The sequence below is a fragment of the Agrobacterium sp. RC10-4-1 genome (assembly GCF_014138475.1).
Lineage (GTDB): Bacteria > Pseudomonadota > Alphaproteobacteria > Rhizobiales > Rhizobiaceae > Agrobacterium > Agrobacterium pusense.
Window position 1 is genome coordinate 1 of the sequence record NZ_JACJIT010000017.1, and the last position, 22651, is coordinate 22651.

General features: G+C 56.9%; 25 protein-coding genes. 15 read left to right on the forward strand and 10 right to left on the reverse strand.

Features of this window, described 5'->3' with window-relative positions:
- From FHW77_RS26145 to FHW77_RS26160, 4 genes are all read left to right on the forward strand, one after another.
- On the forward strand, window positions 1-510 hold a 510-nt coding region (locus tag FHW77_RS26145; protein WP_182591070.1), incomplete at its 5' end, for an NAD-binding protein.
- 57 nt (window positions 511-567) lie between these two features.
- Complete coding sequence (locus tag FHW77_RS26150; protein WP_022557651.1) at window positions 568-834, forward strand: type II toxin-antitoxin system prevent-host-death family antitoxin; 267 nt, start codon at window positions 568-570, stop codon at window positions 832-834.
- A 494-nt stretch (window positions 835-1328) separates the two neighbouring features.
- Window positions 1329-1580 carry a type II toxin-antitoxin system VapB family antitoxin gene (locus FHW77_RS26155; protein ID WP_022557648.1) on the forward strand — a complete coding sequence of 84 codons (252 nt, stop codon included), beginning with the start codon at window positions 1329-1331 and terminating at the stop codon, window positions 1578-1580.
- Window positions 1577-2008: a type II toxin-antitoxin system VapC family toxin gene (locus tag FHW77_RS26160; RefSeq protein ID WP_022557647.1), complete on the forward strand. Its 432-nt coding sequence runs from the start codon at window positions 1577-1579 to the stop codon at window positions 2006-2008. The genes FHW77_RS26155 and FHW77_RS26160 overlap by 4 nt, the downstream gene beginning before the upstream one ends.
- A 301-nt stretch (window positions 2009-2309) precedes the next feature.
- Here FHW77_RS26160 and FHW77_RS26910 read toward each other — a convergent pair whose 3' ends face one another.
- From FHW77_RS26910 to FHW77_RS26170, 3 genes are read right to left on the reverse strand one after another with little or no spacing between them, the layout of a single operon-like run.
- Window positions 2310-2537 carry a DUF4142 domain-containing protein gene (locus tag FHW77_RS26910; RefSeq protein ID WP_286086173.1) on the reverse strand — a complete coding sequence of 76 codons (228 nt, stop codon included), beginning with the start codon at window positions 2535-2537 and terminating at the stop codon, window positions 2310-2312.
- A complete protein-coding gene (locus FHW77_RS26915) occupies window positions 2534-2785 on the reverse strand; it encodes a DUF4142 domain-containing protein (protein WP_286086171.1) in 252 nt (83 codons plus the stop codon). Before FHW77_RS26915 ends, FHW77_RS26910 begins: the two co-directional genes overlap by 4 nt.
- 29 nt (window positions 2786-2814) lie before the next feature.
- The gene (locus FHW77_RS26170; RefSeq protein ID WP_182591071.1) at window positions 2815-3012 is read right to left on the reverse strand and encodes a hypothetical protein; all 198 of its coding nucleotides are present in this window, start codon (window positions 3010-3012) and stop codon (window positions 2815-2817) included.
- A gap of 539 nt (window positions 3013-3551) precedes the next feature.
- Here FHW77_RS26170 and FHW77_RS26175 point away from each other — a divergent pair.
- On the forward strand, window positions 3552-3905 hold the full coding sequence (locus tag FHW77_RS26175; protein ID WP_077986075.1) for a DUF982 domain-containing protein: 354 nt from the start codon (window positions 3552-3554) through the stop codon (window positions 3903-3905).
- Between the two features lie 548 nt (window positions 3906-4453).
- Here the strand turns inward: FHW77_RS26175 and treY are convergent.
- The 3 genes from treY to FHW77_RS26190 all read right to left on the reverse strand — a co-directional run bounded on the left by treY (window position 4454) and on the right by FHW77_RS26190 (window position 9950).
- Entirely contained in the window at window positions 4454-6973 is a 2520-nt protein-coding gene (gene treY, locus FHW77_RS26180; protein ID WP_182591072.1) for a malto-oligosyltrehalose synthase, read from the reverse strand.
- Window positions 6973-8778: a malto-oligosyltrehalose trehalohydrolase gene (gene treZ, locus FHW77_RS26185; RefSeq protein ID WP_286086172.1), complete on the reverse strand. Its 1806-nt coding sequence runs from the start codon at window positions 8776-8778 to the stop codon at window positions 6973-6975. Before treZ ends, treY begins: the two co-directional genes overlap by 1 nt.
- Window positions 8779-9344: 566 nt before the next feature.
- Entirely contained in the window at window positions 9345-9950 is a 606-nt protein-coding gene (locus FHW77_RS26190; protein ID WP_064263897.1) for a TetR/AcrR family transcriptional regulator, read from the reverse strand.
- A gap of 98 nt (window positions 9951-10048) precedes the next feature.
- Between FHW77_RS26190 and FHW77_RS26195 the strand changes: the two genes are divergently transcribed.
- The 4 genes from FHW77_RS26195 to FHW77_RS26210 all read left to right on the forward strand — a co-directional run bounded on the left by FHW77_RS26195 (window position 10049) and on the right by FHW77_RS26210 (window position 13144).
- Entirely contained in the window at window positions 10049-10957 is a 909-nt protein-coding gene (locus FHW77_RS26195; RefSeq protein WP_182591073.1) for an alpha/beta fold hydrolase, read from the forward strand.
- 193 nt (window positions 10958-11150) lie between these two features.
- Complete coding sequence (locus FHW77_RS26200) at window positions 11151-12068, forward strand: alpha/beta fold hydrolase (RefSeq protein ID WP_502709251.1); 918 nt, start codon at window positions 11151-11153, stop codon at window positions 12066-12068.
- A gap of 40 nt (window positions 12069-12108) precedes the next feature.
- Entirely contained in the window at window positions 12109-12435 is a 327-nt protein-coding gene (locus FHW77_RS26205) for a hypothetical protein (RefSeq protein WP_064263893.1), read from the forward strand.
- A gap of 154 nt (window positions 12436-12589) precedes the next feature.
- Window positions 12590-13144: a CGNR zinc finger domain-containing protein gene (locus FHW77_RS26210; protein WP_182591074.1), complete on the forward strand. Its 555-nt coding sequence runs from the start codon at window positions 12590-12592 to the stop codon at window positions 13142-13144.
- 751 nt (window positions 13145-13895) lie between these two features.
- Here the strand turns inward: FHW77_RS26210 and FHW77_RS26215 are convergent.
- Together FHW77_RS26215 and FHW77_RS26220 are read right to left on the reverse strand one after the other, a co-directional pair.
- Entirely contained in the window at window positions 13896-14309 is a 414-nt protein-coding gene (locus FHW77_RS26215) for a DUF1810 domain-containing protein (protein ID WP_182591075.1), read from the reverse strand.
- A gap of 367 nt (window positions 14310-14676) precedes the next feature.
- Window positions 14677-15084 (reverse strand): hypothetical protein, encoded by a 408-nt coding sequence (locus FHW77_RS26220; RefSeq protein ID WP_064263885.1) that lies wholly within the window; start codon window positions 15082-15084, stop codon window positions 14677-14679.
- Between the two features lie 73 nt (window positions 15085-15157).
- Here FHW77_RS26220 and FHW77_RS26225 point away from each other — a divergent pair, with 73 nt between their 5' ends.
- Entirely contained in the window at window positions 15158-15730 is a 573-nt protein-coding gene (locus FHW77_RS26225; protein WP_006699080.1) for a TetR/AcrR family transcriptional regulator, read from the forward strand.
- Window positions 15731-15868: 138 nt separating this feature from the next.
- On the opposite strand, the gene FHW77_RS26230 is transcribed toward FHW77_RS26225, so the two are convergent.
- On the reverse strand, window positions 15869-16030 hold the full coding sequence (locus FHW77_RS26230; RefSeq protein ID WP_173402667.1) for a hypothetical protein: 162 nt from the start codon (window positions 16028-16030) through the stop codon (window positions 15869-15871).
- A gap of 102 nt (window positions 16031-16132) precedes the next feature.
- Between FHW77_RS26230 and FHW77_RS26235 the strand changes: the two genes are divergently transcribed.
- The gene (locus tag FHW77_RS26235; RefSeq protein ID WP_037094987.1) at window positions 16133-16327 is read left to right on the forward strand and encodes a hypothetical protein; all 195 of its coding nucleotides are present in this window, start codon (window positions 16133-16135) and stop codon (window positions 16325-16327) included.
- A 281-nt stretch (window positions 16328-16608) separates the two neighbouring features.
- Here FHW77_RS26235 and FHW77_RS26240 read toward each other — a convergent pair whose 3' ends face one another.
- On the reverse strand, window positions 16609-17685 hold the full coding sequence (locus FHW77_RS26240; protein ID WP_037094984.1) for a nucleotidyltransferase family protein: 1077 nt from the start codon (window positions 17683-17685) through the stop codon (window positions 16609-16611).
- Window positions 17686-18243: 558 nt separating this feature from the next.
- On the opposite strand from FHW77_RS26240, the gene FHW77_RS26245 reads away from it, so the two are divergent.
- The 4 genes from FHW77_RS26245 (at window position 18244) to FHW77_RS26260 (ending at window position 22330) form a co-directional block, all read left to right on the forward strand.
- Window positions 18244-18546, forward strand: a complete 303-nt coding sequence (locus FHW77_RS26245; RefSeq protein WP_006699077.1) for a UBP-type zinc finger domain-containing protein — start codon at window positions 18244-18246, stop codon at window positions 18544-18546.
- 13 nt (window positions 18547-18559) lie between these two features.
- On the forward strand, window positions 18560-20227 hold the full coding sequence (locus tag FHW77_RS26250; RefSeq protein ID WP_182591076.1) for an FAD-dependent oxidoreductase: 1668 nt from the start codon (window positions 18560-18562) through the stop codon (window positions 20225-20227).
- 706 nt (window positions 20228-20933) lie between these two features.
- A complete protein-coding gene (locus tag FHW77_RS26255; RefSeq protein ID WP_502709250.1) occupies window positions 20934-21770 on the forward strand; it encodes an alpha/beta fold hydrolase in 837 nt (278 codons plus the stop codon).
- Between the two features lie 98 nt (window positions 21771-21868).
- Window positions 21869-22330, forward strand: a complete 462-nt coding sequence (locus FHW77_RS26260; RefSeq protein WP_006699074.1) for a RidA family protein — start codon at window positions 21869-21871, stop codon at window positions 22328-22330.
- The last annotated feature ends 321 nt before the right edge of the window (window positions 22331-22651 follow it).

A 22651-nucleotide genomic window follows, 5' to 3' on the forward strand; every position in this document is an offset into this window, starting at 1 on the left:
CTCGACGCGCCGGTGTCGGGCGGTGAAGTTGGCGCCAAAGCGGCGTCGCTGACCATCATGGTCGGCGGAAAACCGGATATTTTCGAGCGCGCAAGGCCACTGTTTGAAAAGATGGGCAAGAACATCACCCTGATCGGTGACGTTGGAAACGGTCAGGTTGCAAAGGTCGCCAATCAGATTGTCGTCGCCCTGAATATTCAGGCCGTTTCGGAAGCCCTTCGCTTTTCGAAGAAAGCCGGAGCGGACCCCTCGATCGTGCGCAGGGCCTTGATGGGTGGCTTTGCCGCGTCCCGCGTGCTGGAGGTTCACGGCGAAAGGATGATCAACGAAACATTCGAGCCCGGCTTTCGTATACGTTTGCATCACAAGGACATATCGCTCGCGCTTGAGTCGGCGCGTCTTCTCGAGCTTATGCTGCCCAACACAGCGATGGTTCATCAGTTGATGAATGGCGCGCTGGAAAAAGGCCTGGGCGACAAAGACCACTCGGCCTTGATCAAAGCCTTGTAGTTCGGATGTGCCGGGCGGTCACGCTCCCAAGCAGGATCTATGTAGATACGTTCCTAGATGGAGGCGACTACGGCTACGACCAGCTTGACCAGCCGCGAACTTAATCACGATGTTGGCAGAGCGAAAAAAGCTGCTGAGGCAGGGCCTGTCGTCATCACCGATCGAGGCAGACCTTCGCATGTGTTGATGACATACCGTGAGTTTGAGCGTCTGACAGGCGAAAGTCACAATCTTGTCGATGCGCTCTCAATGCCAGGATTGTCGGATATCGATTTCGATCCACCTCGGTCGGTCATTGCAACTCGCGAAGCTGATCTCTCTTGAAATACTTGCCCGTCGATCCCGACAGCCATCATGACCCAGATATTGGCAAATCGTCTGAACGTCCGCGCAGCCAGCCTGCCGCAAACGGCATGATGCTTGCGATGATGTGACCGCCTCCCTGAACGAAAGCCATAAGGTGGCCGGCACTCTTCGGATCATCGGCGTGGGGGAAACAGTGCGCCGATCCCCAGTCCAAGTAGGATTATTGCGGGAAGAGCCAGTGGCCTGGTGATCAGGCAGGTCAGACCCCCGCGGATGACGAAAAGAGCGGCGGCCAGCGGTCCCCGCCGATCCGGAAAGCGGCTGATTAACGCCGATACAGCGAGTCCGGCTATGACCACCATCAGCGTAAGGCCCGCGAGCAAATAGCCTGCGATATCTTCGCTGCGCCCCGTTTGAGCGTAGAAGGGTGGCAGCCATCGACCCTTGACAAATTAGGATATTCAACCAAGATATCTGAGAAATCTATTTAAGATATCTGAGAGGAACGTGTCATGGCATTGTTTGTCCGTGATGAGGCCGTTGATGGTCTCGCCACCGAACTTCACCGAGCCCTCAAAACAAAAACCAAGGCAGATGCAGTGAAGATTGCTCTAGCTAACGAATTAGAACGAGTAAGGAGTGCAGTCCCCCTCAGAATCCGCCTTTCTACATTACAGGCAAAGGCCAGAACGGAGTTTCCCACGCCCATCGCCGGTGTCGATATGAAGAACGTTATGGATGCTCTTTGGGAGGATGGTGAATGACGTTTGTCGATGCTTCTGTGATAGTGGCCATATTGAAAGAGGAGCCCGGCTACGAGGAGCTGGTTAAGCGCCTCGATCGATCCGGGGGAAAATACTACGTTTCGCCAATGGTCCGGTTTGAAGCCGTCGCAGCGATGGTAAAAACAGAGATTGATGGAAAAAAGGGCAAAACCGTCAATCGTCGAGAACTGTTTGCAACTGCCCGCTCACTGGTTGCCGAATTCATTGATCTGATCGGAGCCCGCGACGTGATGATCGATGCGAGGATAGGGGAAGGAGCGCTGGAAGCGATGGCAACGTTCGGGAAGCTAGCTGGCCATAAGGCACAGTTAAACCTCGGGGACTGCTTCTCGTATGCCGCTGCCAAGTCAATGCGCCTTGAGCTCTTGTACAAAGGCAATGACTTCGTTGAAACGGACATCGGGTAAGCCACCGGCCAACGTACGGCGGAAACGTAGGAGGCGCCTTGTGCTGGTAGAGGTCCCAGCGGCACACAGGTTTCTCGCCCCTAATTTAGCAACCAAAAACCGTCCCAGTTCTCACAGTCCGGGTGCTTGCACCAACGGTTTTCATGAGCGCCTTTGCGGCTGGTTCGGCCGCGCATTTATAATCATCTCCGATTATATCGACTGGTCCCCGCGATGTTCCATCAGCTGCCAGCGGACATTCTTCTTCCATTTCAAGTGCTTCTCATTTCATAGTATGCTCAACTGGGCCCTCCTGGGCGACTCACGGGTTTGTCAGGCCCTGAACACGGACACTATAGGTCCGCAGGGTGCCACGCTGATTTTCAGCGTATGCACGTAGCGAGCCTGCAATTCCGGTTTTGATGAAGGCTTCGAATATCGTCTTCGCATTTTTAAGGACCGAAACCTGCGTCGAGAGGTAAGCCTGGTCAAACTCACTTTGTGGAACGGTTTCTAAAGCTCTCATCTTCTCGGCATATTCGGCGCTCAGGTCAGCCGGGACCGAGGTACCATCCTTTTTAGCAGCATCGGCGAGATCGACGAGCGCTTGATGTCATTAGCGAACATATTCGTCGCGTCATCCTGCGCGCTTTTAAGCGCCAGCCTGCTCGCCTCCACCTCAAACTGATTGAAGGAAGCCGCCTCGGCAGTGAAGTCCGCGGGTGATTGCGCGTTCGAGAAAGCGGGCATTAACATCGAAAGACATAGAGCGGCGCAGCAGGCATGGAATGGCTTCATGTTAAACTCTCCCTCAATGACTATTGTGGTCAGGGCGTCGTTTTCTGGCTGCCCGGCAGCGCATTCCTGTCAGCAGGCCCCGCAGGTGCTTGGTCTTCCGTCTGCCCCCTGTCTGGTGAATTTGACGGTGCTGTATCCGGAGTTGTCCTGACGAAGTAGACGACCACGATCATCGCCAGAGCCACAGCCGCGGCCCCTACCAAGGGCCATATGGTTCTATAGTTCATATCAGTCTCCGCTTCCGGTTACTTTCCGTCGTAAAGCTTATGAACCTTGCGAGCTTGTTCTTGTTGCTCCTTGGCGGATAACCTGCGCTGACGCATCAGGACATAAACGACCACGGCACCCAGCAACATGGGCCTCCACCGACAACAACCAGCCAAAATACATCCGCCATAATGCGTCCTGTCAGTTCATGAGGTTGGTGCCACGACGAACCACAGACCAGGGCCAATGTTCCTGGAAATTTGGAAAGCAAGCAGATGGGACAAAAACCGCCTGTCGGATGAGGCGCTGAAGCAACGCTCAGACGGTGAGGTCGCTGCGGCCGAGCAACGCCTACCGGTCCTCGTCGAGATCAAGAATGTCGTCAGGAGCTTTCGCCATCTGCTGCACCGCAAGTCTAAGGATGATCTGGATCGACCGGCAGCAAGACCTTTGGTTCCGTTATCCTCGAAAGGGCATCGGGTCAGAGTGCAATAATTCAGTCTCACTGAGGAACAGGGAGTGCAGCCGACAGTTAGACGTGAATTGGAGGAACACGTTGATGAATAATTCCCGATGGGTTAGCCCCGTAACGATTTTAAGCACAGAAGGTGGGCGACAAACCGTCTACGGCCCATTTGATGCTCTCATTTTCCTATTGGATGAATGGCCGGACAAAAGAGGCCCCGCTTACGTACGTGCAAGGAGCGCTTGCCGTGCCGCACTCGCTGGACGTCAAGGCGCAGACTGGGCTCGCGACATGTTCTTGCAGGCGGCTCAGGAAGCGCAGATTGTGCAGCGTCAAAAGGACGAAACATTATCTTTCGGGCCGTCTTCAAGGGGAGGTAGAGCAAATTTCTCCCCGAAAGAAGGCTCGAGGATAACCGATAGAGCTAATTATAATCACCCAGGCTAGTCGCTTGCGCTTGACCGTGGGCGAGCTGTAGGGGCGATCGCGGTCCGCGACGCGTGGGGCCAACGGCGCCCCGGGGGGTGGTCGACCGAAACGCGTGTTGTGGTTCACGCTGGCTAGTGGCAAGGGCACATTCCGGCGTGGCCGTGATCGAGCAAGTGGCCATTCCTCTCGTGCGGGACTTTCATTTTAACAATAGCCCGGCGGTCATGCTTCGCTGACAGAGAGCCTCGTCCTCGGGTGCGAAATTCTTGATTCTGAGGCTCCATCTGCGCATGCGCCCGGATTATGCGATGTGCGGGCATCCGATCATCATCACGACAATGTTGAGAAGCGCGCAAGCCTGTCGCGGTGGTTAGCTGCCGGAATGATTGCCGCTTTGCCCCAGACCAATCGCAGGTGTGGGCGCGCTCCATGCCCGGAACATGCGGCAGTAGGCGTCAGACGTTAGGCTCATTCAACCGGACAAGCGCTTCATCGCCGACGCCGGCACGTATTCTCACAACGGGTTGCGGTAGCCGAACAGGTTGGATTGCGCAAGGCCCTCGGCGCTACGCTGTGTTTTGTCGGTAAAACACAAAGAACGGATGTTCAACAAAGCGCAAGCCTTCAATCTCACCGGCGTGGTATGTGCTTCCGGACAAGACATCCGTGTAAACGCCGCGCAAGGTGGACGGCAAGCTATCGCGCATTGCTAGATCATTTGCCTTGATTTGCTCGTTTCCGAGGAGTTGTTGCAGACCGAGGCGTGGGATCATGACGATAACGGCCTGGTTGCTGCGGGTCCTCGCATACGACACTATTGATGGAGATCCATCAAAAAGGGGCGCATAGTTGCCCCTGCGGAACAGGTCAGGGTGACGGCGCCGCAACTCCAATATGCGACAAATGACGCGTTGTTTGGTCACCCCGTTGCGCATCTCATCTTCACAGCTAAAATCGATAGCCGCGCTCTCCTCAAGACGTGAGTAAAATTGCTCGAAGGGCGCTCGACGGTTGTCTGGATCAACGAGGCTGAGATCAAGGCTCTCGCTGCCCTGATATATATCCGGGACGCCAGGCGCCGTCAGCTTGATGATCGTCTGGCTGAGGGAATTGCGCAGGCCCGCCAGAACGAATGGCTGGATGGAATGGACAAAGTCTTTCAGAAAGACGCTGTTCTCCGGCGCAAAGAGATGTGACGCATAGGCGAGTACGGCTCTTTCATAGGCGTCGTTATTGTCGCCCCAGTTGGTTCGCAACTTGGCTTCACGCAGAGATTTTTCGACGTAAACAAGAAACCTCGCCTCTAGTGCGTCCAACTCCGGTCCTGTCGGTACCCCGGGCTCGGCAGGCCACACGCCGACAAGAGCCTGGTAAAGCATCCACTGCACCGAGGGCTCCGGCGCAGGACCATCATCCAGTTCCGCGATCACGGTTCGGTTGGTGTCGCACCATCGCGCAACATTGGCCGCCCAGATTTCAGGTGCTTCACTGAGCGTCGACAGCCGCGCGCGCGCGTCTTCTCCGCGTTTGGTGTCGTGGGTCGAAGTGCTCGACAATCCGTCCGGTTGGCGCTTGAGGCGATCCGCCATCGCCTCGTGAAATCGCCAAAGAGAAAACGGGCGTGGCAGCGGATCCGCCCCCACCTCATTGAGCGCGAGTGCCATGTGCTGGCGGAAAAAAAGTGTGTCTTCGATCGACTTTGCCATCAACGGCCCAGTCAGTTGCTGGAAACGGACGCGGAATTCACCCGCAAGGAAAGCCGCCGCATCACAAACGGATCCTTTGAGAATGCTGATTATGAAAGCGAGCGCTGTCTCGCCGGGTGCAGTTAGATGAACACGGGCACTATCGGCAATCGCGCCGAGCAGCGCCTCGTCCTCGCCAGAAAGTCGCCCGCGTGTTCCATAGGTTCGGTAGACCGGAAAGGCGACGAGAAGCTCTCGAAATGCTGTTTCGAGGTCGGAAAGGCTGAGATCCTTACCTTCCTTCTGCGCCACTGTCATCGCCAGCTGTAATAAGGTCGAAAATTCGCCCTCGAAATTGTGATTTATCATCAGGAGCTTTGCAGCACGAACCTCGCCGTGCAAGTCGGTTTTTTGACCGCAGAAAGCATCATAGGCTCCACGCAGCATCTCTAGTTTACCGCTGTCGACAAGGACGTTCGAAAGTGCGGCAATGAATTCATATCCGGTTGTGCCGGAGACAGGCCAGTCGTTCGGAAGATGCTCGCCGTCTGCCAGGATTTTTTCCACGATAAGGTAGCAGTCCTGCCCAACCTTCAGCCGAAGTCGGTCGAGATAGGCTTTCGGATCGGCCAGCCCATCCACGTGGTCAATTCGCAAGCCGTCGACAGCGCCACTACGCACGAGTTCAAGTATAAGTTGATGCGTGGCGTCGAAGACGGCATCATCCTCTACGCGAACTCCTACCAGGCCGGTGATTTCAAAAAACCGGCGATAGGAGAGGTTGTGGCGGGCCGTGCGCCAGGACGTCAGCTGATAGGGCTGACGGTCATGAAGCGCTGCAATCTCGGTTTTGTTGAGAGAGTGGCTGGTGGCAGGCAACCGATCTTCACGCGTCTCCGGCGCGATAGGGTAGTAGCTGTCATGATAGGCGAAAGCCGGCTTTCCGGTTATTGGATCGGCGGTAATCGAAATGTTGCCGGCCTGTAACTCGTGTTCAAAGGATTCCCCCAGGAATGGCAATGTCAGGCGGCGTGACCAGTCGATGTCGAAAATGCGAGCGTAGGGGCTATGAATCCCATTCTTGATGACATCATACCACCACGGATTATCGAGCGATGCGGCCATGTGGTTCGGCACGATGTCCAGAATGAGCCCAAGACCTTCATTTTTGAGTGCGGCGACCATCCGGTCAAAGCCATCACGGCCGCCGATCGCTGGATCGATTTCGTTCGGATTGGTCACGTCATAGCCATGGGTCGAGCCCGGTGCTGCGGTGAAGATCGGCGATGCATAAAGATGGCTGATGCCGAGCCGCCTCCAATAGGGTGCAAGCGCAGCTGCGCGATCAAAGGTCATACCGTTGCGGAATTGTAGCCGATAGGTTGCTGTGGGAATTGTCATTATACTGCTTCCGTGGCGAGGCGAACCAAGATTGAGTTTTTTGGCAGGGCGGCTTGCTCTTCTGGCCATGCGAAAATCGCGTCTCCGGGCTGATCCGGCAGCGGTCTTGTTTCATCGCCAAGATTGACGGCGATCGAAAGCGCGCCGGCAGAAAACGTCCAGGTGACCGCAATACATCCGTCGCCTGCCTCCACAACTCTGCCAGTGCGGCCATTATCTCCTCGAAGAAGAGGCACGATCTTTATCCGTCTCAGTAAAAGCAGCTTGCCCGAGAGCGTTAACCAATCTTCCCCCGCCTCGGATTGGGCCTTGCTCCAATCCAGTTTTGACGTCTCGAACGTGGTGCGATCGTTGGGGTCGGGAACAGTCTCGCTTTTGTAACCGGAATGGCCGTCAAACTCGCTTCTTCGACCCTCGCGGACTGTGTTTGCGAGATCATCACGGAAATCGGTAAAGAACAGGAACGGGTTGGACTCGCCGAATTCTTCTCCCATGAACAGAAGAGGAATGTGTGGCGAAAGTAGAAGTAGAGCCATCAGAACCTTGGCGCGATCGCTGCCTACAAGTGTAATCAGCCGTTCCCCGTGGGCCCGGTTGCCCACCTGGTCGTGGTTCTGGATGAAATCCACAAATGCGGAGCTCGGTTGGCCGTCGCTTCTGACGCCACGTGGTCTGCCGGTTTGGGGTGAAGTTTCACCTTGGTAGGCGAAGCCTTCCGCGAGCGCCCGGGCCACAAGCTTTTCAGGTGCCGCCGCGAAATCCTGATAGTAAGCGTCGCTTTCCCCTGTCACAAGCGCATGAACCGCATTGTGGAAGTCATCATTCCATTCTGCGGTGAACAGAGGAATACTTCCGTCTGTGGCTCTCTCATGCAGGGAGATGATGTTGCGACTGTCCTCGGTCGTAAGGTGAATAGCACGATCGGTGATCTCGCGCCGAATGCGTTCAGCTATCTCCACCAAAATGTGTTTTGCGGAATTGTCCTCAATCTGGTCAATCGCGTCAAATCGAAGGCCATCAAGCTTGAATTCGTGCAGCCAATAAAGAGGGGCATCGGCAATGTATCGCCTCACGGCGTCGACGTCATAGGCTATCCCATCGCCCCAAGGGGTTTTTCGATCCTTGTCGAAGAAACCCGGAGCCAGCAGGGGGAGGTAGTTCCCCTGCGGTCCGAAATGATTAAGAACGATGTCGAGCACGACGGATATGCCAAAACCATGCGCTTCATCGATAAAGGCTTTGAAATCATCCGGCCTGCCATATGCGGCGTGGGGAGCATAAAGCAGAGTGCCATCGTAGCCCCAGCCGTGGTTGCCGCCGAAGTGGGAAACCGGCATAACCTCAATCATGGTAATTCCGAGCTGCGCAAGATGAGGGAGTTTCCCAACCGCGGCCTCGAACGTCCCCTCCGGCGTGAAGGTTCCGACGTGCATCTCGTAAATTACTGTCTCCTCCCACGGACGTCCCTTCCAGCTGATATTTCGCCAAATGTAGCGATCCGGATCGGTGACGAGCGATGGTCCATTGACATCGTCCTTCTGCGCCCGCGAAGCGGGGTCGGGCACCCGTTGTCCGTCAGTCAGGACAAAGCAATATTCGGTTCCTGCCACAGCGTCTGGACATGTGATCTCGAACCACCCGTGCTCGTCGCGTGCCATGCATCGTAAAGCCGTGCCGTCGTCGAGGTATAATTCATTTTGCCCAGGCGCCCAGGTTCGAAAAGTGACACCCCCCGATGGAGAGCGTCGTACGCCCCAAGCCGGTGATTTTGTGACATTGGAGCGATTGTGTTGCTTTGACCGCATGGTTCCCCCGTCAGGATTGAGCGGGGCAAAACCGGCGGCGTCGATAACGGTTCCCGTCCGGCAAATATTAAAGTGCAAGCCGTGACAGCGTGCATTGCGCGGGCTTGAAAAAATCGCGGAGCTCAGAGGATCGAAGAGATTTCATCTTCCGGATGTCCAGTTAAAAATCCAGTTGCCGCCCACCAAGCCTCCTGGGAAACGATCAGCGCTTCTTCGACATTATTGGTTTGTCGCGTGATGGACCAAGGGGGAGGCCGGTGGACTGAGCCCCAACCTCTTGCTATGCGATCAACCTCGTGACGCACCGCTTACTGTCGCGGAGTTACAGATATGGCGCTGAGCGATAGACCGGCATGCAATAGCTCATTTTTCGCGAAATTATGAGTTATAGAAAGCGGTGTGTCTCTGTCCACTCGAGCGTTGGTTTTGTTGTTAAAATGACTTGCGCGGTTAGGAGAGTGCTCCGGCAATCCACTTGTTCACAGGCTCATCATCGTCGGGTGCAATTGTCTTGACGCAGGGCCTGCTATTCTTGAAACAGTGTCGAACAATCAGAAATTTTATTGTTATTTCGTTCCGGTCTTGCGCGCCGTGAGAGACACGAGCAGTGCGTCCTGCACGACGTCTTCCAGTTCCTCGCGCGTCGCGCCGTCCCGGGCCTGGACGGACATGCCCTGAAGCACGACGACCAAAAAGCGGGCGAGGGAGCGCGCGCGATCTGAGTTGAGCCAACGACCAAGCGCCTGAGCAATTGTTTGTCTCATCATATCTCGGCCCTCGGACAACACTCGCGCAAGCGCGGCATGTTCTTCGGCGCATTGCAGCATGCCGCCGGACACCATGCATCCTCGTTCACCTGCAGGGTCCGTCACGGCGTCGGCCCCTTGGCGCAGGATCGCCGACACGGTGTCCTCCAATGTTGATGCGCCTTCAAGGTTGAACAAAGCCCCGGGAATTCCCGAATAGTGATCAAGGGCCTCCCGATAAAGCCCTGCTTTGCTCCCAAACGCGGCATAGAGGCTTGGTGGTGCGATTCCAATCGCGGTCGTCAGATCGTTGAGCGACACACCTTCGTAGCCATGCCGCCAAAACAGATGCATGGCGATGTCGACCGCCTCGTCACGATTGAAGGTCCTCGGTCCGCCGCGCCGGCGTTTGATCTGCTTATTCATAGTGATCACTAAAGACCGCTTGACAGAGAAAATCAAGTGGTTAGTTTGTATCGATCACTAAAAATAGCCAATTCTCGCGCAATACCACTGGAGATTTTATGTCAGGACGTTTCATCCGAGCCGCAACGGGAATATTTGCTGCGGTGATCTTGTTTACGGGGGCATCGGCCGCTGCGGCTGCCGAAAAGCAATATACCGTCACATCCTCCGATGGCGTTACAATCGCCGTCGAAGAAACCGGAAATCCCCAAGGTCAGCCAATTGTATTCGTTCACGGTCTGCTTGGCAGCCGCATCAATTGGGACAGCCAGACGGCCGATCCAGACCTGCAGATGTTTAGGCTGATCACCTTTGATCTGAGAGGACATGGACTGTCGGCAAAGCCGGATGACGCTGACGCCTACAAGGATGGCGACCGCTGGGCAGACGATCTCGATGCAGTCCTTCGGGGAAGCGGAGCGACGAACCCGGTGCTCGTGGGCTGGTCTCTTGGGGGTGTGGTGCTGTCGAACTATCTTGCCAACCATGGCGACGCCGGGATTGGTGGCCTCCTTTACGTCGACGGTGTCATCGAACTCAAACCCGATCTCATCACGCCGCATCCGGAGGTCTATGCAGGACTGGCCTCAGAGGACCTGCGGACGCATCTCGACATGGTGCGGACCTTCCTGGCCCTCTGCTTTGCAACGCGGCCAGAAAACGCGACGTTTGAACGGCTGCTGTCCAATGCAGCGGTGGCATCATGGCTGATGACGCGAATAGTCCCCTCGATGACAGTCCAGGCAAAAGAAGGACTGGCGAAGGCAAAAAAGCCGGTTCTGTTGATCTATGGGGGCAAGGATAATCTGGTACGGCCGCAGCCGAGTATAGAACGCGCGAAGTCGTTCAACGGCTCGATCAAGTCAGAGATTTACGACAACTCGGGTCATGCGCCATTTCTTGAAGAAGCGTCGCGGTTCAATAAGGATTTGGCCAGGTTTGCTGCTTCTGTGGCGGACGGCAAGTAAGTCAGAAACTGGCTCCACCGGCTCCCATTCTGCTGCGTCTTTCATGCTCCCATTCTGAAATCGAGACTGAATGGTCGTCTGATCTGGAGAAGCGTGCGTGGGGAGCCGTGGTCTTGATAGGTCCGCCCCGTCGCGCTGGGCCGAACACCGGTGCGTCACGACGACGGAACCGGAACCGGCTAAACGAGTTATGATGGTTCCGGGAGATGGAGAAGCTGTCAGGAGCGAACGCGTGAACAGATGCAATATAACCCACCGGCGGATGACCATTGGAACGCACTCCCTGTTCTTTCGGGAAGCGGGGCCGATTGAGGCGCCCGTTCTGCTCCTGCCCCACGGATACCCGTGTTCGTCCTATCAGTACCGCAGGCTGATGCCGGCACTAGCCGATCAGTGGCGCACGGTAGCTTTCGATTGGCCGGGTTTTGGCTACAGTGACACCCCCGATCCCGCCGAGTTCGGATATGACTTCGACGCTTACGCCGAGGTTCTCAACAACGTCGCTGAGGCGCTCCGACTGGAGCGCTACGCCCTCTGGCTCCACGACTATGGATCGCAGATTGGTCTGCGGCACGCCATAGCCCACCCGGAGCGGATCGCCGCGCTGATCATCCAGAACGGTGATATCTACGAAGACGTGCTCGGCCCTAAATACGGGACGATCAAAGCGTGGTGGGCCGACAAGTCGCCCGAGAAGCACCGCCCTCTTGAGGAGGCCGTAAGTGAAGACGGATTTCGCGAGGAGTTCGTCGGTGAAGTCTCTGGAGAAGTGGCAAGCCTCGTCCCGCCCGACCTTTGGAAGCTCCATTGGCCGCTTATGGATACGCCGACACGCAAAATGGTGGCAGTCCGCCTGATGGAAAAGCTGGAGGAAAACCTCGACTGGTTCCCTCGCTATCAAGGCTATCTGCGTGAGCACCGCCCTCCGACCCTGGTGGTGTGGGGCTCGCAGGACGCCTATATGCCCGAGGCGTCGGCGCAAGCTTACCGGCGCGATCTCCCGGACGCAGAGTTGCACATTCTCAGCGAGGCCGGGCATTGGCTGCTGGAAACCCATCTCGAACAGGCGTTGCCGCTCGTCCGCGATTTCCTGGCCCGGACGTTCCGATGATCGCGCCTTTGAATGTAGCCCGCAACGAGAGGAGACATGCATGGTTACGAAGCCCACAATTGCACGCATCTGGCGCGGCCGTACGCGCCGCGAGGTCGCGGACAGCTACGAGCCCTATTTGCGAGCCGAGGGCATTCCTCCGCTTGAGGAAATCGCCCTCGGCGTCCAGCTTTTTCGGGAGGATCGGGACGAGGAAACGTGGTTCACGACTATCTCCTACTGGCCGGACATCGAGACGATGACCGCCTTTACAAAGGGCGATCCTGTCAAGGTTCATCATCTCGATCGCGACGCCGAGTTCCTGATCGAACTGCCCGAGCGCATCGAGCTGCATCGCATTCTGGTGAATGATCCGGGCCTTCGTTGAGCCGAGAACGACCTCTGCCTCGGGTTGGAGCGCGGCAAGACAATCGGGATCGCCCGGTCGCAGCAAGTCCGGTCTCCAGATGGTCCCACCTCCGGAGCATCGGCAACGGCGGGCATTCCAGCGCAATCACGCTGACCAGGGAAAGAAAGCGACGATGATGTCACTGCCCAACCGCGTCTCCGGCAATCTCGCTCTTGATCTCGCCAACACCATCAGTTGGCGCAACACGAGCCGGGAAGTCGACCATTTGGCAAGCTTCGATGACGTTGTGGCATGGTCGAAGGAAGTCGGCCTGGTCGGCGGCGACTTCGTCGTATCGCCGCAGGAGCAAGAGATACTGCTCCAGCAGGTGCACGCGCTTCGCAAGGCAATCGGTGCCGCGGGATCGGCGATAGCTAACGATCTCGATCCGTCTCGGCTGGATCTGGACGTCATACGCGACGTTGCTGCGCTGGCTCTGCGCCAGGCTTCGCTTTCCGGAACGCCGTACACATGGCATTTTGAGGGCATCTATCACGTGACCGGCACCATCGCGTGGTCCGCGCTCGACCTGCTTCGGGGCGACGAAATCTCCCGGCTGAAGCAATGCCCACCCGACGATTGTCACTGGCTGTTTATCGACCGGACAAAGAACGCTTCAAGGCGCTGGTGCGACATGGGCACCTGCGGCAATCGCGCCAAAAAGATCGCCCACAGAGCCCGGCGCTGACTCAAAAACGGCGCCAACGAGCAGCAGCGGGATTCCGGACCCGTGATCAAAGCGGGATGAAGACCAATGATCACTCGCGTGTCGGAATACCGCATTGACTACGGCGCCAGGCGGACGTCGACGTGGATGGAGAATGTGGCTGAACTCATTCCTTAGGTCTGAGAAAACCATCACAGCCACTTCCCCTGCCCAGCGAGGAACAAGTGCCCCTCCATCTCTTCTGCGGCATTCTACCCTCGGGAACTGACAGCGAAATCAGACGGAGCTTCAAATCGGAACGACTGCAAACTTCATTTACCACAAGGCGCATTGTCGAATTCCACGCCGCGCATATGTCGTCTTTGTCATAATGTATCCGGCCATAACAACAACCGATGAGGTGACATGATGTCAATCAACTCGGGTCATGCTCAATATTTCCGGCGATCCATACGAACTACAGCTAACCCGTTGGAACGGGCTATCCTGCAGCTAGAGAAGATGATCGATGCGCAAAGAACGAGTGCGCTACCGGCACCGTTTGCTCTTTATAAAGCCAAGCGCATTCTCGAACGATGCCACCAGGGGAGCCCGCTGCCGAAATTTGCGCGTGACTGCATGCCCAACGTGGAATAAGCGATCGGACATCGGTAGCGAAGGTCCGGAACAATGAACCTCAACGGCGGTCAAAGTCTGCCCGACTGGTCATGACGACCTTCGCCGGCTCGTGCTACATCCAATATGCCGGCAGCGTCGGCGAGCGTTATTTCTACTACAGCAGCCGAAGCGTGCTCTCATCACGGCCTCCTGCGTAAAACATGTCCAGTGCGGCTTGGAAAGGTAAATCCCGTTCAGCAACAGCTCCGAACAACGTCATGCTGGATCGAAATTTGAGATCATCCGGGGATCCGAGAATGTCATGCGCGCTCAAATCGGTGTGCTGCAGCATGGCGGTCGTACATTCGACGAGGCGTGGTCCAAGCATAGGATGCGTCAAATACGCCTCCGCTTCCGCACGACCCGAGATCGCGTAAAAGCGCGCAGTTTCCGAACGGCCAAGGCCACGCAGTTGCGGAAAGATAAACCACATCCAGTGTGAGCGCTTCAGTCCCGCCTGCAATTCGCTGAGGGCCACCTCGTAAATGTTTTGCTGCGCCGTCACAAAGCGCTCGAGATTGAATTTCATCGTCAGCTTTCTCCGATTGCAAGGTTCAGCAAAACCGGTCTTAAGCGCTCCACAGCGCGATCTCGCGGGTTAAGCCTGACAACGTCGGCGCCGGCCTGCTGTTCCCGAAACCGCTTTAGACATGTCGCAGCTTGCGTCGCGTCCACGTTGAACCCGGCATGCGAACGAAGTAGCCCGTGCGCTGTCGTTTGCTGCATATACCTTGATCCAGGGCATCATTCGAACGACGATGCACTCTACGGGCGCCCGCCTGAGCGACCATCGCGGTGCACTACAATAATCAGGGCTGTGCGCTTTGACTGGCCGATCATGGCAAATTGGCTATGGGAACGTCGGCAGAATGCTCGCGGCCACCGAGTTGCGGTGTTCATTGGCTTGCAATGAACCGCCAGTTCGCGATTGCGGCCTGACGGTGGGGCTCGGCACGCAAAAGGTAGTCCGGATGCCTGATGATTGAAAGCAGGTCCGAAAAGCTGTCGTAGCGTATCATCACGATGTCGTCCCACTGTTCGTCCTCGGTCGAGACTAACGTCATGGCTCTGGATCCGACGTAAAGTCGTTCGGAAATAATCCCGAGTTTTGATGCGATCTCCTGGAACACGCCAGCATAGCCTTCGTAATATGCTGCCCGTGACGTCTCTTTCATATCCACGAACCCGCCCGGATAGTGAGGACTTTCGCGGAAGCGGAGAAGATTTATCATCACGACGGGGTTGCCGCCGAGCCGTTCAGCCGCGTCTGACAGGATTTGGGGCGAGAGGGTATAAAGATCCATGGTGTGACTTTCTGACAAAATTCGTTCATATGTCAGAGATTGACAGTTTTTGTTATTATGTCAAGAATCGGGAATGGAAAGATTTTCAGACCGGGAAGAGAAGGTTGCTGTCGCGGCCGAGGATGTTTTTGTGCGCTACGGCTTCGCGCGCACAACGATGGGCGACATAGCAAGAGCCGCAGGTATCTCCCGCCCCGCGCTTTATCTCCTGTTCCCGGACAAAGAGGCGATTTTCAGCCGCGTCATTGAGATGATGGACGCGAGATCCCTCGCAAAGATCCAGCAGGCGGTCGACCGGATTGAGTCTGTTGATGGGAAATTGTTGCATGCCTGTACCGTTTGGGGCCTCCACGGGGTGGAGCTGGCTTCAGCCCATCCTGACGCCGCAGACCTTTTTGATTTCCGGTTTCCGGCGGTTCGGGAGGTCTACGAGCGGTTTCAACAGTTTCTGGTTCGGATTTTGGAAGAGCACGTCCCGAACTGGACGCTCCCCGTTTCACGGGCTGAGTTTGCGGCGACGCTCACCTATGGCCTTCGTGGCCTTCGCTACGCGGCGACGGACATCGATCACATGAAACGTCTCGTTGACGTTCATGTCACTATCTACGGAATGTCACTTAAGCGGAACGAAAGCGCCGACGGATGACAGGCGCTTTGCAGTCCCTGTCTTGCAGAACCTGGTATTGATTGAGAGATGCCAGCCGTGCAACGGGCGCTTCCGGATGACGCACGAGCAAGAGATTAGGGGCGTGCCGGGTAGGAGCAACTCATGCTTGTCATATTCCTAGTGCTCATCACCGCGAACGGGACACCGTTTCATAAGCTTTTTGATCGTCCGCCGGTCTCCGCCGAAACGATCCAGCACCTCCACCGCCTGAGGCAGGCTGACCGAGTATTCCTGTTGAAGTTCCTCGACGGTGTACGGCTTTACCTTATAGTCTGGCATAGCGCCCTCCTTCTGATGCCCAAATGCAACCGCCTCGATTTGAGTTTCGAGCACCGGAACATCCGCGCGCCTTGAGGGTTCGCGTTGGGAAAGGAGACCATCATGAGAGATTTGAACCCGAATGCCGTAGGCCGGCCGGACGACCCGAAAGCCACACGCGGCTCAACATGGCGGCCGAGAGCCAAGGACGAGGATATCATCACCAACAATGACGAAGGTGCGCCCCCCGTGCCGATCGGCCAGCCTGGCGACCGTGAGCAAGGCGGCGACAGCGACGGCCCGATGGGTGGACAGTAGATTGCGCCAGACCGGCCGAAGCGAGCGCATTTCCAACCCGTCTACAGGGAAGAGCGTCATTCCAGATACCCTTCCCCCTCCGACATGGGCGCGTTTAGGAAAAACCCGAACGGCATTACGGCCACTATTACTTCGGCGGTGACAAGAACCGATGGCGTCCGAAGCACACGACGCTTTAGGCACGACAACCCGAAGACCGAGTCAATTAAAACTGGGCGATAAGGTGACGCCATCACGTCCAGAAGAAAACATCGACGCGCAGTCCTACGGCTTGCCGATCTTTACCTTTGCAGCACGCTTTGTAGCATCTCGGGCCCGAGCGTATTTTCGAGGGCTTTCACTCCGCTCTTGGGTAGTCTCCGAAGGCCGCTGACTATGCCCTCTTTCCAGGCGTCTCCCCGATCCCACGCTTCCTCCCATGCATCGGCCAGTTCGTCATTATGGCGCGTCTCCACCAAGGCTTGGAAGAGCAAGGCGGCCTGTGAGAGGTCTTTGTCTGCCTTCAGGCGTCCAAGAGCGTCCGATCGCCTTCGAGACGATATGATCAGCTTGTGGACAGCGTACCTCTCCGGGGCTGGGACAAGTACGTTCACGCCTTCGCGGAAGAGAAGCACCGTGCGGACGGGCTCGTAGATCAGGTAATCAAGGAATCGCAGGTTTTCCGCCGAAGCGCCACCGAGTGCAGGCATAGGCGACGGCTTGCCTGTGTATTCCTCCGATCCCCGATTTCCAGTCAGGAACTCAACGCGGTAGCCCCTGGCATTCTGGAAGGCTACGATTTTGGCCCGGTCCGCCTGGTGCGGCACTGCTCGAAAATCGGGATCGACTGATTGAAGAACCTCCAGGATTGGCGGCAGGCTGTCTTTTACCTCGGCCGAAATGGCGAAGTCCTGCGCGAAATCAGCGTCGCCTGTCTGCATAACCGCCGATGGCAGGCGAACGCCGAGCATCCCGGCATAGGTGCTGAATGCCACCGACCCGATAAGAACAGCGCGCAACCGGAACAATCCAGCATCGGCCAAGGCCCGCGTGACAGCGCCCGCAAACGGGTCTGGTCCGGGCAGGCCGGAACGACGCAGAGTGCTGACCATGCGTCTGCGCTCCCGAATGTTGTCCTTGATCTCCTTGTGGGCCTTCACCCGTGCTGTAATCGCCTCGTCGGAGTGCGGGCCGACATATCTTCGTTTGTCCTTGCCTTCAGGAGTCGGGAGATCGAAATACCAGTAGTCGCGATCTTTGACGGTTACAGTCACGAACCATCCCTCTAAGGGAAAGTCCGCCACAAATTGGGCGTCGAGCGTTCGTTGGGTCAACTCCGCAAACATTGTGCGGTAGCTGATATCAATCTCTCTCAGCATTATTTCCTCTCGTGCCCGGAAATGCAGTTATAAGGATTTGCCAAAAACTTATAACGACACGGACGCGTGTCAAGGTTATAAGTGTTTGCCAGAAACTTATAACGCCGGCGCTACCCTCAAGGCGAACAGTCGTATACTTCTCCAGCAACATTGCGCGGTTTAATCAGAGAGGAGACAATGCCAGTCCGGCTTAGAAGCGCGAACTCCTTGCCGCCGGGGTGCGGCTTTGGCGCGGTCGTATTTGCAAAGTCGCGAACATCGGCTGTCGATGAGGAAAGATGGCGACAACGGGAGTGGCCCCGTGGACGCCGATGGAGCCAGCCTTTCGCTCCGGTACGCTGATCAGACCATCAGCCACCTACACCATAGTCTGGTATCGCACTCCCGCTCAGCGGGGCATAACCTCTTCATCGATGAGCAACGGCTGGCCCAATGAGCGATCGATTGCATCGCGCAGCTTTGCATTGAACCCGGATCCCCGTCGCAGCGCGTTGAAGGACGAGAAAAGCGTTCTCAACAACTGGGATACTCTCATTGGTATGATGATGGAGAGCGAGCATGAGCGGATGCAACCACAATGTCACAGTCCGGTCCGTCACTCCGAGGACGCTCGGTTGCGAGGAGTGCCTCAAGGAGAACATGGAGTGGTTCCACTTGCGGATCTGCCGTCAATGCGGCCACGTCGGCTGCTGTGATCAATCGGTCGGCAAGCACGCGACGTTGCACTTTCACGAGACCGGCCATCCCATCATAGAAGGTTACGATCCTCCTGAAGGTTGGGGCTGGTGCTATATCGATGAGGTATTCGTGGACCTGCCCGACCAGACGCCCCAACGCGGCCCGATTCCCCGCTACTACTGAGATTGGAAAAGGTATGACCGCCGCAGGCTCACGTGAACACCAGATGTTTCCTGCACTCGATCCGCAACAGATTGCGACGGCAAGACGTTTCGCTGATGACGAACCGCGGTACTTTCTGCCCGGCGAGATGATTTTCAATGTCGGCGAGAGGCACGCACCCGCCTGGCTGGTGCTCGAAGGATCGATTGAGGTTTTGCGCCAAGACGGCCTGTCATCCAGCGTTCCCGTGACCCGACATACGACGGGTCAATTTTCCGGAGAGGTCAGCCAGCTGTCGGGCAGGCCATCCCTGGCGAGTGGGCGTGCCGGTGCGGAGGGATGCATGGCCGTTTCATTCGACGCCCCGCATCTTAGAGCTCTGATCATCGGCACCGCCGACATCGGAGAGATCGTGATGCGCGCGTTTATACTTCGGCGCGTCGCCCTGGTAGATCAGGGCGGTGCCGGTTCTGTACTGGTAGGTCAACCGGGCAGTGCTGACCTTATCCGCCTTCAAGGCTTTCTGGCGCGAAGCGGATATCCGTATGTCGCGCTTGACGCTGACGCCGACGGACAAGGCCGCGATCTTGTCCATCGACTGGGTATCTTGAGAGAAGAACTGCCACTGATGGTGTGCCCCGGCGGAGCCATTCTGAAGAATCCGACAGACAACGAGGCCGCAGTTTGTCTGGGCGTCGCACAGGAGATTGTTTCCGGTGCCGTCTATGACGTTGCGATCATCGGCGCCGGCCCGGCCGGCCTGGCGGCCGCCGTCTACGCGGCCTCCGAAGGTTTGAGTGTCCTGGCGATTGACGAACGATCCGCAGGCGGCCAGGCGGGAGCGTCCGCACGGATCGAAAACTACCTTGGCTTCCCTGCGGGGATTTCCGGGCAAGATCTTGCGGCGCGTGCCTTCAACCAGGCGATAAAATTCGGGGTCGAGGTTGCTTTGCCCATCCCCGTTATTGACCTGCGGGTTGTTCAATCATCATGGGGAACCGGTTCGATATTGCGGCTGGGTCTCGATGGCGAACGGAGCGTCGATGCGCGAACCGTGGTGATCGCGTGCGGGGCGCGTTATCGCCGCCCGCAGTTGGCAAATCTCGCCGAATTCGAAGGGTCCGGTGTCTCCTATTGGGCGTCTCCTATCGAGGCAAAACTATGCGAAGGTGAAGAGGTCGTACTCGTCGGAGGGGGGAACTCGGCGGGGCAGGCGATTGTCTTCCTTGCTCCCAAGGTCCGGCGGCTCCATGTTGTTGTCCGAAGACCCCTCAAAGATACGATGTCCAGCTATCTTATTGACCGTATCGGGGCGCTGTCCAATGTCGAAATCCATGTCGACAGCGAGATTGTTGGCCTTGAGGGAGACCGCTCGACTGGTCTGAGCGGGGCCGTGATGCGTCACCGTCAATCCGGTGGTGAGCGAACCTTCAGGGTCCGGCATCTTTTCCTGTTCATTGGCGCTGATCCGAACACGTCATGGTTACGCTCCGGTGTGGACGTCGACGACAAAGGATTCATTCTGACGGGGAGAGCTTCTTCTGTGCGCACATCCGTTCTTCCGCTCGAGACGAGTCTTCAAAACGTGTTTGCGATTGGTGACGTCAGGGCAGGGTCCACCAAGCGTGCCGCCGCCGCCGTGGGCGAAGGTGCCGCTGTAGTCTCTCAGATTCATGAGTGCCTTGGGCGGCAGCCCGGTTGAATTAACCCGGATCAATCCGTCCGGCACACTGAAGAGTGATGACGGCAGACGGTTGCTTCGTTTCCTCCCTTGTCGTTGATCCGTCGGCCGCCGTGACAACACGCTTGCATCGCGCGGTGTCCTCTCCGGCTATATTCAAGAGTTCTCAATTCTGTGCGCGGACAAAATCTGTCTTTCGCTTCGCACTGTCGTCCGTGGGCCCAGGCAAACTCCAGTCATTTTCTGATCGCGGTGGTGCAACCGGCCATTTTTTGTTGAGCCTCCAAGCTTGATAAAGGATATATCGTGCTCCCGTAAAACGGCGACGAAGAGACTTCGCATCTGCCTGTTCCCGGGGCCATCGGCAGAGGTAAGCGCATTACCCAAATTCCGCAGCCCCGATATCATATTCCTCAATGCGAATGAGACTGCGCATTCAGGTTTGCGAGCATTGTTGCAAATTGTGAAATAAACTCGACACTATTCAATCAATTGTTGATGGGCGGCTCTCACGTCAATATCGCGTCTGTCAGACGAACACAGCGTCGGCTGAAGTTTTCAGAACGAAATCGTAGGACGCGAGATGACCACGAATATCACATCTGTCACACGCCGGAACATGTTGCTGACCGCAGGTACGGCCGTTGCCATTACAGCGATGTATCCCGTTTTCGGCTTCGCAGCCAAGAGTGATTCCGCCACTACCGCCACCGAAGGAACCAAGACCATGAGTACTGTAACAACCAGGGACGGCACCGAGATTTTCTACAAGGACTGGGGCCCGAAGGATGCCCAGCCGATCGTTTTCCACCATGGCTGGCCGCTCTCGTCCGATGACTGGGATGCGCAGATGCTGTTCTTCGTCTCCAAGGGGTTTCGTGTTGTCGCCCATGACCGCCGTGGTCATGGCCGTTCCGCCCAGGTTGCCGATGGTCACGACATGGACCACTACGCCGCCGACGCCTTTGCCGTCGTCGAAGCGCTCGATCTGGAGAATGCCGTCCATATCGGCCATTCCACCGGCGGCGGCGAAGTTGCCCGTTATGTCGCCAAGCATGGCGAGCCGGCCGGCCGTGTCGCCAAGGCGGTTCTCGTTTCCGCCGTACCGCCGATCATGGTCAAGACCGAGGCCAATCCGGAAGGCCTGCCGATAGAGGTTTTTGACGGCTTCCGCTCAGCCCTTGCCGCAAACCGTGCGCAGTTCTTCCGCGATGTGCCAGCCGGCCCGTTCTATGGTTTCAACCGCGATGGTGCGACCGTGCATGAAGGCGTGATCCAGAACTGGTGGCGTCAGGGCATGATGGGTGGTGCAAAAGCCCATTACGACGGCATCAAGGCCTTCTCGGAAACCGACCAGACCGAGGACCTGAAGAATATCAGCGTTCCGACGCTTGTTCTGCACGGTGAAGACGACCAGATCGTTCCGATCGCCGACTCCGCCCTGAAATCGGTGAAGCTGCTGAAAAACGGCACACTGAAGACCTATCCCGGCTTCTCGCATGGCATGCTCACCGTCAATGCCGACGTGCTGAACGCCGATCTGCTGGCCTTCATCCGGTCCTGACCACATCGCGGGAACTTGTCGTTCCCCCATACCCGCCGTCTCCCAAATTCAGATACCCATACGCGCGGAAAGCGCTACTTCACGATTGGAAACTAATCATGTCGACGACCGAATCTGTCAGGAAAATCGTAAACCACGGCGTGGCCTGGGAGCAGGCTTTCGGATATGCGCAGGCTGTCCAGATCAAGGACACGATCTATATCTCGGGACAGCTCAGCCACGATGGCGATGGAAAGCTCGTGGCGCCCGCCACCCTTGACGCCGGAGGCCGGCCAGCCGACTTCACGCAGATGGAAGACCAGATCCGTCAGACTTACGTCAATGCCAGGAAGCTGCTCGCCGAATTCGGCGCCTCTCTCAATGACGTTGTGGAAGAGACACTTTTTGTTCTCGACATCCCGAGCGCGTTCGCAGCCGGAGCCAAGGTCCGCAAGGAGATGTACGGTACAGATACGCCGCCGGTAGCAAGCAACCTGATCGGAGTGGGCGCGCTGGCATTCCCTGAACAGATCGTGGAGATCACGTTCCGCGCGGTGGTCGACGTGCCGCCCGCCTCATAAGGCAGCAGCCGCTCCAAACGCCACCGGTGAACTCGGCCGCGAACATCTTAGGACAGGTTTACCAAATGCCTAGACCATCTTCCGTCAAAACACGATCGCCAGCGACCTTGCATCTGACCTCGGAACTCGTTGCCAGGTCGTTCAGAGTCGTCGAAGAGGAAGGCCCGGAGCCAGACTGGACGCCAATCTCGCCCGAGCAACTCGACGAGCTTGTCCAACGGGTAGAGTGGAGTTGCCCCTTAAAAACCGGACAGGATCAGGTTTCTGTTTGACGGTTTAAGAACTCACGAGGCGAGCAATACCCCAATGCCTTGTGCGGGT

Bases quoted from the DNA above. Each gene is read 5' to 3' on its own strand.
- FHW77_RS26150 (WP_022557651.1), top strand. From the start codon at position 568: ATGGAGGCGACTACGGCTACGACCAGCTTGACCAGCCGCGAACTTAAT.
- FHW77_RS26155 (WP_022557648.1), top strand. From the start codon at position 1,329: ATGGCATTGTTTGTCCGTGATGAGGCCGTTGATGGTCTCGCCACCGAA.
- FHW77_RS26160 (WP_022557647.1), top strand. From the start codon at position 1,577: ATGACGTTTGTCGATGCTTCTGTGATAGTGGCCATATTGAAAGAGGAG.
- FHW77_RS26915 (WP_286086171.1), bottom strand. From the start codon at position 2,785: ATGAAGCCATTCCATGCCTGCTGCGCCGCTCTATGTCTTTCGATGTTA.
- FHW77_RS26170 (WP_182591071.1), bottom strand. From the start codon at position 3,012: ATGAACTATAGAACCATATGGCCCTTGGTAGGGGCCGCGGCTGTGGCT.
- FHW77_RS26175 (WP_077986075.1), top strand. From the start codon at position 3,552: ATGAATAATTCCCGATGGGTTAGCCCCGTAACGATTTTAAGCACAGAA.
- treY (WP_182591072.1), bottom strand. From the start codon at position 6,973: ATGACAATTCCCACAGCAACCTATCGGCTACAATTCCGCAACGGTATG.
- treZ (WP_286086172.1), bottom strand. From the start codon at position 8,778: ATGCGGTCAAAGCAACACAATCGCTCCAATGTCACAAAATCACCGGCT.
- FHW77_RS26190 (WP_064263897.1), bottom strand. From the start codon at position 9,950: ATGAATAAGCAGATCAAACGCCGGCGCGGCGGACCGAGGACCTTCAAT.
- FHW77_RS26195 (WP_182591073.1), top strand. From the start codon at position 10,049: ATGTCAGGACGTTTCATCCGAGCCGCAACGGGAATATTTGCTGCGGTG.
- FHW77_RS26200 (WP_502709251.1), top strand. From the start codon at position 11,151: ATGGTTCCGGGAGATGGAGAAGCTGTCAGGAGCGAACGCGTGAACAGA.
- FHW77_RS26205 (WP_064263893.1), top strand. From the start codon at position 12,109: ATGGTTACGAAGCCCACAATTGCACGCATCTGGCGCGGCCGTACGCGC.
- FHW77_RS26210 (WP_182591074.1), top strand. From the start codon at position 12,590: ATGATGTCACTGCCCAACCGCGTCTCCGGCAATCTCGCTCTTGATCTC.
- FHW77_RS26215 (WP_182591075.1), bottom strand. From the start codon at position 14,309: ATGAAATTCAATCTCGAGCGCTTTGTGACGGCGCAGCAAAACATTTAC.
- FHW77_RS26220 (WP_064263885.1), bottom strand. From the start codon at position 15,084: ATGGATCTTTATACCCTCTCGCCCCAAATCCTGTCAGACGCGGCTGAA.
- FHW77_RS26225 (WP_006699080.1), top strand. From the start codon at position 15,158: ATGGAAAGATTTTCAGACCGGGAAGAGAAGGTTGCTGTCGCGGCCGAG.
- FHW77_RS26230 (WP_173402667.1), bottom strand. From the start codon at position 16,030: ATGCCAGACTATAAGGTAAAGCCGTACACCGTCGAGGAACTTCAACAG.
- FHW77_RS26235 (WP_037094987.1), top strand. From the start codon at position 16,133: ATGAGAGATTTGAACCCGAATGCCGTAGGCCGGCCGGACGACCCGAAA.
- FHW77_RS26240 (WP_037094984.1), bottom strand. From the start codon at position 17,685: ATGCTGAGAGAGATTGATATCAGCTACCGCACAATGTTTGCGGAGTTG.
- FHW77_RS26245 (WP_006699077.1), top strand. From the start codon at position 18,244: ATGAGCGGATGCAACCACAATGTCACAGTCCGGTCCGTCACTCCGAGG.
- FHW77_RS26250 (WP_182591076.1), top strand. From the start codon at position 18,560: ATGACCGCCGCAGGCTCACGTGAACACCAGATGTTTCCTGCACTCGAT.
- FHW77_RS26255 (WP_502709250.1), top strand. From the start codon at position 20,934: ATGAGTACTGTAACAACCAGGGACGGCACCGAGATTTTCTACAAGGAC.
- FHW77_RS26260 (WP_006699074.1), top strand. From the start codon at position 21,869: ATGTCGACGACCGAATCTGTCAGGAAAATCGTAAACCACGGCGTGGCC.